Origin of the sequence: Polynucleobacter sp. es-MAR-4 (assembly GCF_018882055.1) — a bacterium.
GTDB lineage: Bacteria > Pseudomonadota > Gammaproteobacteria > Burkholderiales > Burkholderiaceae > Polynucleobacter.
In genome coordinates this window covers 1,063,156-1,078,771 of sequence record NZ_JACVPF010000001.1, presented here as the reverse complement: position 1 = coordinate 1,078,771, position 15,616 = coordinate 1,063,156, and the positions used below count along the sequence as shown (strand labels likewise).

The window sequence follows — 15,616 nt, the reverse complement described above, 5'->3', positions numbered from 1 at the left end:
ATTAAATGAGCCGACCTTGTGACTTACTGGATTCCGCCTCTGCATTCATTTGCAAACGCTGGCGCTCCATAAATTCTTTCAGGGTATCAATGCCACGCAATTGCAAAATGGTGTTGCGGACCGCTGCCTCTACGAGAACTGCTAAGTTACGTCCTGCAGCCACCTGAATTTTTACAGTTCTAATTGGAATACCTAAAACATCAATATGCTGAGCTTCCAACGGGAGGCGCTCAAACTCTCCATCATTTCGACGAACCAACTGTACGATCAAGCGTAATTTCAATTTACGACGCACGGCCGTTTCACCAAAAATAGTGCGGATATCTAATAAGCCTAGTCCACGAACCTCTAGAAGATTGCGCAGAATGACGGGGCAGCGACCCTCGATGTAGTCTGGCCCAAGACGAGCAAAGTCTACTGCGTCATCAGCCACTAAACCGTGACCACGAGAAATCAGTTCTAAACCGAGCTCGCTTTTGCCTAAGCCAGATTCACCCATGATGAGGACTCCTAAGCCCAGGATGTCCATAAATACACCATGCATTGTGATCTGGGGAGCGCCAATCTTGGTGAGATAGGTGCGCAGGTGGTCAATCACTTCAGCAGCTGATATGGCTGTCGTAAAGAGGGGGGTGGAAGATCTTTGGCAGAAGAGCTGTAGGTCGGCATCGGCTACCTTGCCGTCCGCCACAATGACGCAAGGTGGTGTCTTGGAGATTAGGCTGGAAATCTGCTCTTGTCTTTGCTTGGGTTCGAGCTCGGCATGATAGTCAACTTCTTGCTCGCCAAAAATCTGAATACGGCTTGGGTGAATCAGGTTTAAGTGACCCACTAAGTCCGAGCTAGCCGCAGCCGCTTTAACAGCTTCTGCGGGAAATCTACGATCTGCCCCTTCTAGGCCGCCAATCCATGAGAGCTTTAAGTCGGAGACATTGTCATCAAAGATCTGTTGAGCGGTAACCCCCTCAAGGAGTAAGGGTTGAGTTGTCAAGCCGAGCCCCATGTTTGTAGTAGCTGGCACACCTTCTCTGGGCTGTCTTCCGAGGCAAGAGACTTACGAGCATCTTGGTCAGAAAGGAGTTGTGCAATCGAGGACAGAATTTCTAGATGTTGCTGAGTTGCTTTCTCTGGAACAAGTAAAAAAATCAAGATAGAGACAGCCTCACCATCGGGCGCGGCAAATTCAATCGGTTCTTTTAATTTGACGAATGCGGCAATCGGATGCTTGAGTCCCTTTACCCGACCATGTGGGATCGCAACTCCAGCACCTAGGGCGGTTGAGCCTAAGTCTTCGCGAGCATTTAAAAAGCCAACAATTGCCTCGGCTTCCAACCCTGCTTGCTTGGCAAATAGCTGCCCTACGGCCGCGAATGCCTCAGCCCGATTTTTAGAGGGGCTATTTAAGGCAATGCGGTCTAAAGCGAAAAGATCGGTCAGGGCATTCATATCAATTGATTATAGGTGTCCTGATGCTGAACATCACTCAAAATGCTTTTCGTGGTGGTGATCCTGGATCTTTTCTTTGTGCTTGACTACTTGACGCTCCAGTTTATCGACCACCGCATCCATAGCATGGTAAAGATCGGCGTTATGGGCCTCAGCAAAAAGATCCTTGCCTTTGAGGTGAATGGTGATCTCGGCTGCTTGACGAAGATTTTTTTCTTTAGCGTTATCGACAATCAAAAATGCAGAGGCATCTAAGACGTGGTCAAAGTGTTTGCGAATTTTGGCTAACCCAGCTTCAAGATGGGAACGCATAGCTGGAGTAACTTCAACATGACGGCTATTAATTTTTAGATTCATCAGCAGCTCCTATTCATAGCAAAACAAAACGCATGCGCAAATAATTACCCGGGGTGCGCAGCAGGCCCCTGTAATGTTGTACTTGTTTATACGGAAATGAACTTCATGAGCCTCCAGCGTATCAGCGATTTTGCTGAAAACCAAGGGGGCAGATCATTTTTATTTAATAAATATTCAAAAAACTCTGAATAGTTACATGCGGAAGTTTTCGCCTAGATAGACTCGTCTGACAGCATCATTCTCAATGATTTGGTCTGGCTTGCCTTCTGCCAGTACGCTACCCTCACTAATGATGTAGGCGTGGTCACAAATGCCTAAAGTTTCTCGAACGTTATGGTCGGTGATAAGAACACCAATCTGACGGTCTCTTAAGAAGCGCACAATCCGCTGAATTTCTCCAACTGCAATCGGGTCAACGCCAGCGAATGGCTCATCCAACAAGATAAATTTAGGTTGGGAGGCCAAGGCTCTAGCGATCTCAACTCGGCGACGTTCTCCGCCCGATAAAGAAAGTGCGGGGTTATCGCGCAGGTGACTAATTTGGAGTTCACCCAAGAGCTCATCTAAGCGATGCGCTATCTCAGCTTTGCTTAATGGTTTCCCGCCCTGAACTTGCAGCTCTAATACGGCCTGAATATTTTCAGCCACATTCAGTTTTCTGAAAACAGAAGCCTCTTGTGGGAGGTAGGACAAGCCCATGCGAGCTCGTTCATGAATCGGTAGATGGGTGATGTCCGTACCGTCGAGGACAATGCTGCCGCCGTCCAAAGGAACCAAGCCAACAATCATGTAGAAAGAGGTGGTTTTACCGGCCCCATTCGGCCCCAAGAGCCCAACTACTTCACCACACTTGACTTCAACAGATACATCTCGCACAACAGTGCGAGAGCCATAACGCTTTTGTAGGTGCTGAGCGCTGAGAGTTGCCGGCTTTTCAATGCCGCTGGTATCCGTGATCATTTTTCTAGTGTAGCTTTTCTTCTTGGTGAAAGGATGGCTTTAGCCAGGGGCAGGTCTTCTGCTTTGGCATTTGGAGGTGGCGTGACTTGGTAGCGTTGCAACACATCGTCATAATCAATTTTCCAACCGCGCAACTGATCTAGCATTTGCATATTGTGAAGACGTTTCAATTTGGCGTCTCCAGTGAGTGTCAGGAGCTCAGTTTTTGCATTGTAGGTAACCGTTTGTCCGTGACCTTGCATAAATTCATTGGCAGGACCTTCGCGTCTTTGTCTAAAGCTAGCAGTAGATTCAGGACTGCCTTGGACATCAACATATTCATAGCCTTCAGGATCAACTTTAATATTGCCCTTCTCGCCAGTAATCAAAATACTGCCTTTGGTTAAGAGCACTTGACCATCAAGCTCATATACCTGTTGTACGTCATTCACGGAAACTTTTTCTGCTTCCAAAACAATCGGTTTATCTTGATCTGCTTTTTCGGCGTAGGCAATAGTAATAAAGCAAGTTGTTAGGATTGCAACTTGCTTTATAAGATTGTGGAACAAGCTCATGGCTGTGCTCCAGGTTGAATGCGTTCGATACGACCTCTTACTTGTCCAGATAAAGCCATACTTTGTTCGATGTTATTGAATACGCCGCCATCAGTTGAGCGCATGACAGATACCCCTTGCTCAAGCGTAATGGGTTTGTCGGTCTCAATAATGTCATCATTAATGAGCACTTTGAAATAAGAAGAGCGCGCAAGCATGCGTGGTCTTGCTGGTTCAGTAGCGGTAGCGGCTTGAGGTGGCCGAAAAATTTCGGCGTTATTGAAGAGATCTAGTATGGTGATGTCTCCATCTAGATGACCCGTATCTGCTTTAACAGTAATGGGTGCCTTTTCAGGTGGAAATAAGCGTATGCGAGGTGTCTCAATATCAATTGAAGCATCGTCGTCGTAGTGAATTACTTTTTTGCCAAGTACTCGATATTTTGTGTTGCCAGATTCGTTGAGGGCGGAAAGTGCGCCATTGGTAATGGTGTAATCAGGCTCATGCAAGCGGATGCGCTCAGTGGCAGATTTTTCTACGGGACTGTTTTTCTTAACCAGCCAAAAAGTAACGAGAGTGAGTGCGCCCATCAAAATTAAGGGCATAAGGCGCAATGAAGTCCGCCAGATACCCAGTTTAATTTGTTGGACATTGAGCTCCATTAAGAAAGACCTTACGCACGCGCCTGAGCAAGCAATTCTTCATAGCAGTTTTGCGCTTTTAGGATTAGGTCGCAGACTTCGCGAACTGCGCCACTGCCGCCGGATCGATTTGTAACAAAGTGCGCCGTTTCTTTTACGGCATCATGCCCCTGAGCAGGGCATACTTTTAAGCCTGCGGACTTCATCATTTGAAAATCAGGCCAGTCATCGCCCATAACGGCGCAATCAGCTGGCTTGAGTCCAAGGGATTGCAGAATCTTTTCTAAAGCAGCAGCTTTATTTTCAACCCCCATATGGACATGCTTAATACCAAGCTCATCGCAGCGGGCTAAAACCATTTTGGAGCTACGCCCAGTAATGATGGCTGTGGAGACGCCAATTTTTTCTAAGAGCTTGATTCCCAATCCATCTTGGATATCAAAAGCCTTTAAAGATTCTTTACCGTTTTCACCAATAAATACTTGACCATTTGTTAGGACACCATCGACATCAAGAACAAGTAGCTTGACTGCCCCAGCCCGATCCCAGGCCTGCGGATACTGGCTCAGAGGGTTAGTGTTGTGAGTGCTAAAGGCGGTTGGCATGTGAGTGATTGAATGAATTATTAAAAAGTAAGTGGCTTAAATAACCTTGGCGGCAAATAAGTCATGAAGGTTGAGTGCCCCTAGCAATGTGCCCCTTGGATCAGTTACCACTAAATGGTTGATACGATGTTTTTCCATCATCTCAATAGCTTCTTCTGCCAACAACTCAGGAGGAATTGTGCGTGGCGCTGAAGTAATTGCTTTTTCTAAAGTGAGGCCATCCAAATTGGTGCTCTTCTCCAGTAGGCGACGTAAATCACCATCAGTAAAGATGCCGGCAACTTTATTGGCATTGTCCAAGGTAACCACCATGCCCATGCGTTTGTCTGTCATCTCCAGTAAGGCATCTTGTAAAGAGGCGGTAATCGCAATCTTAGGAGTCTCATCAAAGTTACGCATGACTTCACTGACATGCATCAGCTGCTTGCGACCCAAGCGACCGCCTGGGTGTGAGCGCTGAAAGTCTTCCGCCTGAAAGCCACGAGCATCCAAAAGAGCAACTGCTAGGGCATCACCCATAGCCAGTGCTGCAGTCGTACTGGTGGTTGGTGCTAGATTAAGTGGGCAAGCCTCTTTCTCGACGCTAGTATCTAAGTGAGCATCTGCCAATTTTGCTAACGAAGAGTTTGGTGCTCCAGTAAGAGCGATGAGTTTGGCGCCAGTGCGCTTGACGATTGGTACGATGGTGAGTAGCTCATCAGTCTCACCAGAATTAGAGAGTGCAACAAAGACATCGTCACGCGTCACCATGCCTAAGTCACCATGACTGGCTTCAGCAGGGTGTACAAAAAAGGCAGGGGAGCCTGTAGAGGCAAAGGTAGCTGCAATCTTGCGTGCAATATGACCTGACTTACCGATACCAGAAACAACGATTCGGCCTTTGCAGGAGTGCAGTAGATCTACCGCCAATACAAGGGCATCAGCGTTTTCGCCTTCAAGGCGATCACGCATTGTGTGCAGTGCAGCAGCCTCAATTGTGAGGGTGTCGCGCGCAAGCTTTAGGGTTCGGTCACGAGTCTTAGCTATCATGGGGTGAGTATATGCCGTCAGTCCTTCAGTTAACTCTCATCTTGCTGGCCTCCGGAGTGGCCGGGGTAGTTATTTTCCGCTATTTTGGGCTACCCCCTATTTTGGGCTATCTGGCCATTGGCGTCCTCATTGGGCCGCATGCCCTTGGTTTGGCCAATGATTCCGCCACAGTGAAGTATTTGGCTGAGTTTGGTGTGGTTTTCTTGATGTTCTCGATTGGCCTGGAATTCAACCTCCACAAGCTCCGAGCCATGAGAACCATCGTATTTGGCTTAGGTGGCAGCCAGGTTATTTTGACCATCCTGCTTGCTGTTCCTGCCAGCATGATGATGAACTGGATTTATCCCATTTCCTGGCAGGCTGCCATTGCTCTAGGGGGCGCCTTGGCCATGTCCTCGACCGCCATTGTTACCAAACTGATTGCAGATCGCTCGGAAATTGAAACCGAGCATGGGCGCAACATCATCGGTATTTTGCTATTCCAGGATTTGGCAGTGGTTTTCCTGCTCATTTTGATTCCCTCCTTGGGCAAAAATCCTGGAGACTTATTTTTAGCATTGACGGCAGCCTCCATCAAGATTTTGGTGGCCTTGGTCCTTATTTTCGTTATTGGTCAAACCTTAATGAGTCGCTGGTTCAGCTTGGTTGCCAAGTTGCGCTCCCAAGAATTATTCATGCTCAATTTGTTGCTCATTGTTTTAGGTATGGCTGGACTGACCGAACACTTTGGTTTATCGCTGGCGCTCGGTGCTTTCTTGGCCGGCATGTTGATTGCCGAGACCCCTTATCGCCATCAGGTAGAGGAAGACGTTAAGCCTTTTAGAGATGTGCTCTTAGGCCTTTTCTTCATTACCATTGGCATGCTACTGGATTTCGATGTGATCTATCAGCAGTGGATGCTGGTCTTACTCCTATTGATTGGCCCACTGGTTTTCAAGTTTGGCTTGATCGCTTTGCTGTCACGCGCTTTTGGTTCAAGTCCTGGAATCTCAATACGGACAGGGTTATGTTTGGCTCAGGCCGGTGAATTTGGTTTCGTTCTCTTAAACCAAATTGATGGCTTGGATTTAATTGATCCCGCTTTAAGTCAAGCGGTATTGGCGGCGATGTTGCTCTCGATGTTTGGTGCACCTTTCTTAATTCAATATAGCGATCGCATCGCGATGCGCTTCTCGAGTAATGAGTGGTTATTGCAATCGCTAGCACTGACACGTGTTGCCGCAAAAAGTGTCCGCACAGAAAACCATGTCGTCATTTGTGGGTTTGGTCGCTCAGGTCAAAGCTTAGCTCGCATGCTCGATCAAGAAAAGATTCCCTATATTGCTTTAGACATGGATCCAGATCGCGTGAAAGAGGCCGCAGCGGCAGGTGACAACGTGGTCTATGGCGATGCTAGTCGGGAAAATTATTTAGTCGCTGCTGGTTTATCGAGAGCAAAGGCAGTGGTGATTACTTATGCAGATACTCCAGCAACATTAAAAGTATTGCATCAAGTCGAGCACCTTCGTCCTGGCATGACGGTATTGGTGCGTACAAAAGACGATGCGGATTTGGCAAAGCTACAAGCTGCTGGCGCAACTGAGGTTGTACCTGAGTTAATTGAAGGCAGCCTCATGATGGCTTCACATGTCTTGTTAATGATGGGTGTGCCTATGCGCAAGGTAGTGCGTCGCATTACAAGCGCGCGTGAAGCCCGCTACAGCCTATTGCGTGGCTACTTCCGCGGGGTCGCAGATGAAGTGGATTCCAAGGAATCATGGCGTTTGCACTCAGTCACATTGCTGCCTGAGTCGGCCAGTATTGGCCAGACTCTTGAAGAATTGCATCTTGAGAATGAAGGTGTGAGCGTACAAGCTGTGAGACGCAAAGTCGGCGGCTCTGACTATGTCAAATTAGAGCTCACCCCAGAATTGCGTTTACAAGCGAATGACATCCTCGTGCTCTCGGGCAATTCAGAGGCGACTGATTTAGCCGAATCTAAATTGCTAGGATGATGTAATTCAACAGGTTTAGTTTGAATTACTTTTTCTTTTTGGCGGGAGCTGGTTTGCGCACCAGAAGCGGCGCTAAGTAGTGGCCGGTAAAACTAGCCTCATTCTTAGCAACTTCTTCTGGCGTACCAGTAGCAATAATTTGCCCACCCCCAGCTCCACCTTTAGGGCCCAAGTCAATAATCCAATCGGCGGTCTTGATCACATCTAAGTTATGTTCAATGATGACGATCGTATTGCCTTGCTTCTTCAAAGTCTGAAGAACGGTCAGTAGCAATTGAATGTCATGGAAATGTAAGCCGGTAGTCGGCTCATCTAGTATGTAGAGCGTTCTACCAGTATCGCGTTTAGAAAGCTCTAGGGAGAGTTTGACGCGTTGTGCCTCACCACCAGATAAGGTCGTGGCGCTTTGACCTAGCTTCACGTAACCCAAGCCAACATCAAGCAATGTTTTGAGTTTGCGTTTAACAATGGGAACTGCTTCAAAGAATTCATGGGCTTGTTCGATAGTCATCGATAGCACTTCATGAATATTTTTGCCTTTGTAGCGAATGTCTAAAGTCTCACGGTTGTAACGTTTGCCGTGACAGACGTCGCAAGGTACATAGACATCAGGTAGGAAATGCATTTCTACTTTAATAACGCCATCACCTTCGCAGGCGTCACAACGGCCACCTTTGACGTTGAAAGAAAAACGCCCAGCTTCATAGCCACGCTCACGCGCCGCGGGAACACCGCAAAAGAGTTCTCTGATTGGCGTAAATAATCCGGTGTAAGTAGCGGGGTTAGAGCGCGGCGTTCTACCAATTGGAGATTGGTCTACGCTAATGACCTTATCGAAGTTCTCAAGACCTTTGATGGCATCGTGTGCTGCTGGTTCTGCATTCGAGCCGTAGATATGCTGCGCAACTGCATGGTGCAGAGTGTCGTTAATCAGCGTTGATTTGCCAGAGCCAGATACGCCAGTGACACAGGTTAATAGGCCTACTGGAATCTTGGCGTGAACAGATTGCAAGTTGTTTCCACGTGCACCAACGATTTCTAAAAACCTGTCATTGACTGGGATGCGTTTTTCAGGGACTGCGATCCACTCACGACCAGATAAGTAAGCGCCTGTTAAAGATTTTGGGTTGGCTTCCACTTCTGCAGGAGTGCCTTCGGCCACGACTTCGCCACCATGCACACCAGCGCCAGGGCCAATATCAATGACATAGTCAGAAGCGCGAATCATGTCTTCATCATGTTCAACCACTAAAACGCTATTACCTAGATCGCGCAAATGTTTGAGCGTGCCAATGAGTCTATCGTTATCGCGTTGATGTAGGCCGATGGAGGGCTCATCTAAAACATACATGACGCCAGTTAAGCCAGAGCCAATCTGTGATGCCAGGCGGATACGTTGCGCTTCGCCACCGGAGAGGGTGTCCGCACTGCGCTCTAGTGATAAGTAATCCAAGCCCACATCATTGAGGAAGCGTAGACGTGAACCAATCTCTTTCACAATCTTGTCAGCGATTTCTCGTTTGGCACCTTTGAGTTCTAAGGATTCAAAATATTCTTTAGCTTCTTTTAATGGCAGTGCGCTGATTTCATAAATAGCGCGAGATTGTTTGCCATCACCCACTTTGACAAAGCGTGCCTCTTTGCGTAAACGACTACCGTTGCATGATGGACAGGTTTGTACATTTTGATAACGTGATAACTCTTCTCGAACTGTCGCTGAATCAGTCTCACGATAGCGACGCTCAAAGTTGGCAACAATGCCTTCAAAAGCATGCTCACGAATACTGTTCTTGCCGCGCTCGTTGATGTACTCAAATGGTATGGTGACATCACCTGACCCAAGCAGGATCAAATCCTGCTGTTTCTTGTTGAGAGTTTCAAAAGGCTTCTCAACATCAAAGCCGCCATGCTTTGCAAGGGTCTGCAAGAGTTTGAAGTAAAACTGATTACGACGATCCCAGCCCTTGATAGCACCGGATGCTAGCGATAAATCTGGGTGCGCAACAATACGTTTTGGATCGAAGAAGGATTGATGACCTAGACCATCACAGGATGGGCATGCACCCATCGGATTATTAAAAGAGAAGAGGCGTGGCTCAAGCTCTTGTAACGAGTACGAGCAAATTGGACAGGCAAACTTGCTGGAGAAAATCATTTCCTTGCCAGTATCCATATTGACGATCATGGCTTTGCCGTCAGCAAGGCGCAGGGCAGTCTCAAAAGATTCTGCCAAACGCTGTTGAATATCAGGGCGCACTTTAATGCGATCTACAACAACTTCAATGGAGTGCTTATCGTTCTTCTTCAAAGCTGGCAATTGATCCACTTCAAAGATCTCTGCTTTTGCGGTGTTGGTTGTGCCACCGCCAGAGCGAACACGAAAACGCACAAACCCCTGCGCTTGAAGATCCTGGAATAAATCGACGAACTCACCTTTGCGCTCACTCACTACTGGGGCCAAAATCATGAGCTTGGTATCTTCAGGCATGGCCAAAACGGTATCGACCATTTGTGAAACACTTTGCGCCTCTAAAGGCAGATCGTGGTCTGGGCAATGTGGGGTTCCAGCACGAGCAAACAATAAACGCAGGTAATCATGAATTTCTGTAACCGTACCTACGGTTGAGCGCGGATTGTGGCTAGTGGCTTTTTGCTCAATCGAGATCGCAGGAGAGAGGCCCTCAATCGTGTCGACATCGGGTTTTTCCATCAACTGTAGGAATTGGCGGGCATAAGCAGAAAGGGACTCTACGTAGCGACGTTGGCCTTCGGCGTACAAAGTGTCAAAAGCCAGCGAGCTTTTGCCAGAGCCGGACAGGCCGGTCAAAACGACCAATTTCTCTCTAGGTATATCTAGATTGATGTTTTTGAGGTTGTGCGTGCGCGCACCGCGGATCTTAATTTCGTTATTCATGATTTTTTAGCGTAACTTGTTAATATAGCCCTTTCCCATGAATCCTTCTGAACTTCGCTCCACTCTGGCCTTAGCAGGCATCTTTGGCCTCCGTATGCTGGGCCTATTTCTGCTTTTGCCGGTTTTCAGTATTCATGCGCGCGGCTTGCCTGGTGGCGAGCATGCCCTGTGGGTTGGCTTAACCCTCGGGATCTTCAACATTGTTCAGGCCTGCTTCTACATACCATTGGGCCGCCTTTCTGACCGAATTGGCCGAAAACCAGTCGTTTTATGGGGACTTTCTTTATTTGTAGCGGGCGCCTTAATTTGCGCAGCTCAAGACGATCTTCTCTGGATTGCTATTGGGCGTGGGGTAATGGGCGCCGGCGCTGTCTCAGCGGCAATCTCGGCTTGGGTTGCTGATTTAACGCGTGAGCAGGTCCGCACTCGGGCAATGGCATTAGTAGGGGGAAGTATTGCGCTTTCATTTGCCCTGTCCCTCGTCATTGCAGCGCCAATCTACCGCTTGATTAGCTTAAGTGGAATTTTTATGGTCTTGGCTGTGCTGGGTGTTGGTGCGATGTTTGTTGCTTATTACGTTTTGCCAAGCACCAAGCCTGAATTCAAGCTGCAACAAGCAAGCCTGAAAGATGTTTTTCTGCGGCCTGAATTAATGAGCCTTAATGCAGGCGTGTTTGTATTGCATGCAACACAAGTGGCAATGTTCTTAGTGGTACCTCGTTTATTAGTACAGGCAGGCTTACCCTTGGCATCCCATTGGCAGGTTTATCTACCGGTTGTTTTGCTATCTTTTTTCTTAATGGCGCCGATTCTGATTTTTGGCGAAAAGAAACAGCAGTTAAGAACCGTCCTATTAGTGGCAATTGTTTTGCTTTTGATTGCCGAAGTATTGTTTACGAATACCGCTTCGATTACATCTATCGCTATTGCCTTGTTAATTTACTTTGTTGGCTTTAACTTACTTGAAGCATTACAACCCTCATTAGTCTCTCGCTTTGCTAAGGAGTCTAAAGGAACTGCATTAGGGGTTTACAACACCACGCAGTCAATTGGCCTCTTTACAGGCGCTGTAATTGGGGGTTACCTGATGGATAGCCATGGTGATTTATCGGTCTTTGTGATGGGCGCAGCACTGCTTTTATGCTGGCTTATAATTGCTTGGTCGATGGGTTCAATGCCAACAAGAGCATCTGAATCAAAGGATGTAGCGGCAAGTACATAACCGTAGCTTCATTGGTTTAATTTAAGCGAGTAGTTTATTTTTAGTAGTAATAACAGCAGTAATTTTCTTCGGGAGACAACATGGCTTCGGTAAATAAGGTCATCATCGTAGGTAACGTAGGACGCGATCCAGAAACACGTTACATGCCAAGCGGCGACGCCGTTACAAACATTTCAGTAGCGACATCAGATCGTTACAAAGATAAGCAGTCGGGCGAAATGAAAGAGACCACAGAATGGCACCGCGTTGCGTTCTTTGGAAAGCTTGCAGAGATCGCTGGCCAATATCTCAAAAAAGGTTCACAGGTTTATGTTGAGGGCCGTTTGCGCACTCGTAAATGGACTGATGCAAGCGGTCAGGAAAAGTATTCCACTGAGATCGTTGCAGAAACAATGCAAATGCTTGGCGGCAAGCCAGTAGGCGGCAGTGGTGATGGTGGTGAAAGCTATAGTCGCTCAAAGCCGGCTGAGCAGTCTGCGCCAGCCTCTTCAAATGCCGCATCTCTAGGCGCAATGGATGACGATATTCCGTTTTAAATATTGCATTAATTAGTTTGCCTAATGTAAAAAGCCCTTCTGGAAGGGCTTTTTATTTATCTGAAGATTTTGCTACTGCCTTGCGTGCCGTGTGTTGTCTGGCCAAGGCGCATTGTGATCAGTACGAAATGGGTTGATGTCTAGACCACCGCGTCGGGTGTAGCGAGCGTAGACGGAAAGCTTCTCGGGTTTGCACTGGCGCTTGATGTCAGTGAAGATGGTTTCAACGCAGTGCTCATGAAACTCACCTTTTTGTCTGAATCCAATTAGATAGCGCAATAAACCTTCTTCCAAAATGGGACGACCCTGATAGCGAATTTGTACGCTCGCCCAATCTGGTTGACCCGTCACCGGGCAATTTGATTTGAGTAAATGCGAAACCAGGCATTGCTCGATTGGTCCAAAAGATTCATTCACCTCTAGCAAAGTAGGGTCAGCGGATAGGCTTGGATCGATCTCAATATCAAGGCGGTCCATAAGAACGCCACTCATCTCCTGCATTCCTTTTTTAGCAATCGCTTCAGTTGGATTAATTCGAGTAGCGATTTTGCTGCCAGCGACTGCCGATAAGTCCGTAATTAGTCTCTCGCGGACCTCCGCTTCATCTTCAAAGCGTGCGCTATTGAGGCTGTTCAGATACAGCTTGAATGATTTGGATTCAATCATGTTTGGCGAGTCGGCCGGAATCTGAAATTCTGCAAGAGCTATCTGGGGCTTGCCTTTTTTGTTGAGCCAGCCAAGCTCAAAGGCATTCCAAATATCAACACCTACAAAAGGCAGAGCTTGATTAGGTTTGATGTCGAGCTTGAGGCGATTCTCGGAGCGCGGAATAGGAAAGAGCAAACTCGGATCATATTGATCGGGATATTTCGTTGCTTGGCCAAGTGGAAGAATGGACATTAGTTTTTAGGTTTGTTGGATACGCCAGATACAACATGACCAGTCGGAGCAACAGATGCAGCAGATTGGCAGTGCCCTGTTTGATCATCAAAGAAAAAGTCTGGTTCAAACTCGCGCAGGAATTCGCTTTTGGAGAGTCCGCCGAGGAACATGGCTTCATCCACATCAATACCCCAAGCCATGAGCGTCCGAATTGCGCGTTCATGTGCTGGAGCAGAGCGAGCAGTAACCAAGGCAGTGCGAATACGCATCCCTTTCTCACTGGTAGATCGTTGCAAGCGATGTAGCGCTTCTAACAAAGGCTTGAATGGACCTGGTGGCAGAGGGATCGCAGCCTTCTTACTTTCATGATCTACAAACGCTACTAAACCTTCGCTTTGAAATACTTGCTCTGCTTCATCAGAAAACAGAACGGCATCTCCGTCAAAGGCAATACGAATTTCATTAGGATGGGACTCTGCAGTTTTGCTCGACTCTGGGTAAACGCGCGCCGCAGGAAAGCCTGCATCAATCGTAGCTCGTACATCATCTTCATTTGCCGAGAGAAACAAGTTGGCATGTAGCGAGCGAAGGTAGTGATAGGGTGGGCGTCCTCTAGTAAATACGCCACGCTCTAAATGCAGGCCATGGTGCTCAGCTGAGCGAAACACACGTAAGCCACTAACAGGATCATTGCGAGAAAGAATGACTACCTCAACACGCTGCTCACCTTCTTCATTAAAAGCGAGCAACTTCTTTACCAATGGAAAAGCAACTCCAGTTTGAGCAGCTTTGGATAAACGCTCTAATTGCAATTTCATGTAAGCACTGTCATCCGTTGATTCGAAAATGCGATTCTCTTCTTCGAAATCAAATAGTGCGCGCGATGAAATCGCAACGACGAGTTTCCCGGTGAGTGTGTATGACATTACGAGTTACATCTCATTTGAGGAATAAGCGATAAGCGGGGTTATCGGTTTCATTCCAGTGTGGGTAGCCGAGTGAAGCCAAGAAAGTTTGAAATTTCTTCTGCTCATTTTTGGGAACCTGAAGACCTACCAAGATTCGGCCATAGTCTGCGCCGTGATTTCGGTAATGGAAAAGACTGATATTCCAATTAGGTGCCATGCTGGTGAGGAACTTCATGAGTGCACCTGGGCGCTCCGGAAATTCAAAGCGATAGAGTAATTCATCTTGCGCAAGAGTAGATCGACCGCCCACCATGTGGCGCAGGTGAGATTTTGCTAACTCATCATGCGTCAGATCGATCGTTGCAAATTTTGCTTTGCGAAAATGCTTTGCAATAGCGGTGCTATCAGCGGCTTTTTGAGTGCCAATTCCAACAAAAATATGCGCTTCGCTTTGGTCGGCAATACGGTAGTTAAATTCAGTGACATTACGGTTACCAAGCAATTCGCAGAAGCGTCTGAATGAGCCACGCTCTTCAGGGATGGTGACTGCAAAAACGGCTTCGCGGAATTCACCAACATCAGCGCGTTCTGCAACAAAGCGTAGGCGACTGAAATTCATATTCGCGCCACAAGCGATCGCTACTAATGTTTTCTTTTTCAGGCGATGTTTCTCAACATACTTCTTCATGCCGGCAATAGCTAAAGCCCCAGCTGGCTCCAGAATGCTGCGGGTATCCGTGAAGACATCATTAATAGCAGCACAGATCTCATCAGTATCGACAGTGATGATGTCATCTACTACACGTTTACAAATACGAAAAGTTTCTTTGCCAACGAGCTTGACTGCCGTGCCATCCGAAAAAAGACCAACATCTTTCATTTCGATGCGTTTATTGGCTTCGAGCGACCTTCTCATTGCATCTGAATCAACCGACTGAACTCCGATCACTTTGGTCTTGGGGCTAACTGCTTTAACGTATTCGCCAATGCCAGCAATAAGACCACCACCACCGATGGCAACAAAAATGGCATCAATCGGTTCTTGGTACTGCTGAAAAATTTCTTGGGCAATTGTTCCCTGTCCAGCAATGACGTCTGGGTCATCGAAAGGGTGGACAAAGGTTAAACCCCGTTTTTTCTCTAAGAGTTCAGAGTATTTGAAGGCATCACTATAAGATTCACCATGCAAGATCACCTCGACCCAGGATCCACCACGGGCCTTCACGGCATCAATTTTGACGCTAGGGGTGGTGAGGGGCATCACGATGACCGCTTTGCACTTCATTTTGGCTGCTGCTAGGGCTACGCCTTGGGCATGATTGCCGGCTGAGGCTGCTATAACCCCCCGTTTTAGGGCTTCCGCGGGTAGATGGGCCATTTTGTTATAGGCGCCACGCAATTTGAAGGAGAAAACCGGCTGGTTATCCTCCCTTTTGAGCAAAACTTGGTTGCCTAAGCGCTTTGTGAGTTCGGGGGCTACTTGGAGCTCTGTTTCCCTGGCCACATCGTAGACTCGGGCCGATAAAATTTTCTTTAAATAGTTCGTTGCCATGCGATGAGCGTACCATGAATGGGCTCTAAGCCCTTAG

General features: G+C 47.5%; 15 protein-coding genes. 3 read left to right on the top strand and 12 right to left on the bottom strand.

Annotation, left to right across the window (positions count from 1 at the left end; genetic code table 11):
* Nucleotide 1 precedes the first annotated feature (1 nt).
* The 8 genes from hprK to ICN16_RS05365 all read right to left on the bottom strand — a co-directional run bounded on the left by hprK (nt 2) and on the right by ICN16_RS05365 (nt 5,571).
* On the bottom strand, nt 2-1,003 hold the full coding sequence (gene hprK, locus ICN16_RS05400; protein WP_216135272.1) for an HPr(Ser) kinase/phosphatase: 1,002 nt from the start codon (nt 1,001-1,003) through the stop codon (nt 2-4).
* Nucleotides 988-1,446: a PTS sugar transporter subunit IIA gene (locus tag ICN16_RS05395; RefSeq protein WP_216135270.1), complete on the bottom strand. Its 459-nt coding sequence runs from the start codon at nt 1,444-1,446 to the stop codon at nt 988-990. The genes hprK and ICN16_RS05395 overlap by 16 nt, the downstream gene beginning before the upstream one ends.
* Nucleotides 1,447-1,479: 33 nt before the next feature.
* Complete coding sequence (gene hpf / locus ICN16_RS05390) at nt 1,480-1,803, bottom strand: ribosome hibernation-promoting factor, HPF/YfiA family (protein ID WP_114692000.1); 324 nt, start codon at nt 1,801-1,803, stop codon at nt 1,480-1,482.
* 192 nt (nt 1,804-1,995) lie between these two features.
* The gene (lptB, locus tag ICN16_RS05385) at nt 1,996-2,763 is read right to left on the bottom strand and encodes an LPS export ABC transporter ATP-binding protein (RefSeq protein ID WP_216135268.1); all 768 of its coding nucleotides are present in this window, start codon (nt 2,761-2,763) and stop codon (nt 1,996-1,998) included.
* On the bottom strand, nt 2,760-3,317 hold the full coding sequence (gene lptA, locus ICN16_RS05380; protein WP_216135266.1) for a lipopolysaccharide transport periplasmic protein LptA: 558 nt from the start codon (nt 3,315-3,317) through the stop codon (nt 2,760-2,762). Before lptA ends, lptB begins: the two co-directional genes overlap by 4 nt.
* Nucleotides 3,314-3,958, bottom strand: a complete 645-nt coding sequence (gene lptC, locus ICN16_RS05375; protein ID WP_216135263.1) for an LPS export ABC transporter periplasmic protein LptC — start codon at nt 3,956-3,958, stop codon at nt 3,314-3,316. The genes lptA and lptC overlap by 4 nt, the downstream gene beginning before the upstream one ends.
* Before the next feature lie 11 nt (nt 3,959-3,969).
* Nucleotides 3,970-4,542, bottom strand: coding sequence for an HAD family hydrolase (locus ICN16_RS05370; protein WP_216135262.1), 573 nt, complete (start codon nt 4,540-4,542; stop codon nt 3,970-3,972).
* A 36-nt stretch (nt 4,543-4,578) separates the two neighbouring features.
* A complete protein-coding gene (locus tag ICN16_RS05365) occupies nt 4,579-5,571 on the bottom strand; it encodes an SIS domain-containing protein (RefSeq protein WP_216135261.1) in 993 nt (330 codons plus the stop codon).
* 11 nt (nt 5,572-5,582) lie between these two features.
* On the opposite strand from ICN16_RS05365, the gene ICN16_RS05360 reads away from it, so the two are divergent.
* Nucleotides 5,583-7,565 carry a monovalent cation:proton antiporter family protein gene (locus ICN16_RS05360; protein WP_216135260.1) on the top strand — a complete coding sequence of 661 codons (1,983 nt, stop codon included), beginning with the start codon at nt 5,583-5,585 and terminating at the stop codon, nt 7,563-7,565.
* 25 nt (nt 7,566-7,590) lie between these two features.
* On the opposite strand, the gene uvrA is transcribed toward ICN16_RS05360, so the two are convergent.
* On the bottom strand, nt 7,591-10,479 hold the full coding sequence (gene uvrA / locus ICN16_RS05355; protein ID WP_216135259.1) for an excinuclease ABC subunit UvrA: 2,889 nt from the start codon (nt 10,477-10,479) through the stop codon (nt 7,591-7,593).
* Between the two features lie 37 nt (nt 10,480-10,516).
* Between uvrA and ICN16_RS05350 the strand changes: the two genes are divergently transcribed.
* Nucleotides 10,517-11,701: an MFS transporter gene (locus ICN16_RS05350; RefSeq protein WP_216135258.1), complete on the top strand. Its 1,185-nt coding sequence runs from the start codon at nt 10,517-10,519 to the stop codon at nt 11,699-11,701.
* A gap of 80 nt (nt 11,702-11,781) precedes the next feature.
* Nucleotides 11,782-12,237: a single-stranded DNA-binding protein gene (gene ssb, locus ICN16_RS05345; protein WP_215333974.1), complete on the top strand. Its 456-nt coding sequence runs from the start codon at nt 11,782-11,784 to the stop codon at nt 12,235-12,237.
* A 72-nt stretch (nt 12,238-12,309) separates the two neighbouring features.
* Here the strand turns inward: ssb and queF are convergent, their stop codons facing one another.
* From queF to ilvA, 3 genes are read right to left on the bottom strand one after another with little or no spacing between them, the layout of a single operon-like run.
* The gene (gene queF / locus ICN16_RS05340) at nt 12,310-13,137 is read right to left on the bottom strand and encodes an NADPH-dependent 7-cyano-7-deazaguanine reductase QueF (protein WP_216135257.1); all 828 of its coding nucleotides are present in this window, start codon (nt 13,135-13,137) and stop codon (nt 12,310-12,312) included.
* Entirely contained in the window at nt 13,137-14,045 is a 909-nt protein-coding gene (locus ICN16_RS05335; protein ID WP_216135256.1) for a 5'-nucleotidase, read from the bottom strand. Before ICN16_RS05335 ends, queF begins: the two co-directional genes overlap by 1 nt.
* A 13-nt stretch (nt 14,046-14,058) precedes the next feature.
* A complete protein-coding gene (gene ilvA / locus ICN16_RS05330; protein WP_216135254.1) occupies nt 14,059-15,579 on the bottom strand; it encodes a threonine ammonia-lyase, biosynthetic in 1,521 nt (506 codons plus the stop codon).
* Nucleotides 15,580-15,616: the final 37 nt, after the last annotated feature.

Excerpts from the sequence above, each read along its gene's own strand:
- hprK (WP_216135272.1), bottom strand. The coding sequence starts at position 1,003 with ATGGGGCTCGGCTTGACAACTCAACCCTTACTCCTTGAGGGGGTTACC.
- ICN16_RS05395 (WP_216135270.1), bottom strand. The coding sequence starts at position 1,446 with ATGAATGCCCTGACCGATCTTTTCGCTTTAGACCGCATTGCCTTAAAT.
- hpf (WP_114692000.1), bottom strand. The coding sequence starts at position 1,803 with ATGAATCTAAAAATTAATAGCCGTCATGTTGAAGTTACTCCAGCTATG.
- lptB (WP_216135268.1), bottom strand. The coding sequence starts at position 2,763 with ATGATCACGGATACCAGCGGCATTGAAAAGCCGGCAACTCTCAGCGCT.
- lptA (WP_216135266.1), bottom strand. The coding sequence starts at position 3,317 with ATGAGCTTGTTCCACAATCTTATAAAGCAAGTTGCAATCCTAACAACT.
- lptC (WP_216135263.1), bottom strand. The coding sequence starts at position 3,958 with ATGGAGCTCAATGTCCAACAAATTAAACTGGGTATCTGGCGGACTTCA.
- ICN16_RS05370 (WP_216135262.1), bottom strand. The coding sequence starts at position 4,542 with ATGCCAACCGCCTTTAGCACTCACAACACTAACCCTCTGAGCCAGTAT.
- ICN16_RS05365 (WP_216135261.1), bottom strand. The coding sequence starts at position 5,571 with ATGATAGCTAAGACTCGTGACCGAACCCTAAAGCTTGCGCGCGACACC.
- ICN16_RS05360 (WP_216135260.1), top strand. The coding sequence starts at position 5,583 with ATGCCGTCAGTCCTTCAGTTAACTCTCATCTTGCTGGCCTCCGGAGTG.
- uvrA (WP_216135259.1), bottom strand. The coding sequence starts at position 10,479 with ATGAATAACGAAATTAAGATCCGCGGTGCGCGCACGCACAACCTCAAA.
- ICN16_RS05350 (WP_216135258.1), top strand. The coding sequence starts at position 10,517 with ATGAATCCTTCTGAACTTCGCTCCACTCTGGCCTTAGCAGGCATCTTT.
- ssb (WP_215333974.1), top strand. The coding sequence starts at position 11,782 with ATGGCTTCGGTAAATAAGGTCATCATCGTAGGTAACGTAGGACGCGAT.
- queF (WP_216135257.1), bottom strand. The coding sequence starts at position 13,137 with ATGTCCATTCTTCCACTTGGCCAAGCAACGAAATATCCCGATCAATAT.
- ICN16_RS05335 (WP_216135256.1), bottom strand. The coding sequence starts at position 14,045 with ATGTCATACACACTCACCGGGAAACTCGTCGTTGCGATTTCATCGCGC.
- ilvA (WP_216135254.1), bottom strand. The coding sequence starts at position 15,579 with ATGGCAACGAACTATTTAAAGAAAATTTTATCGGCCCGAGTCTACGAT.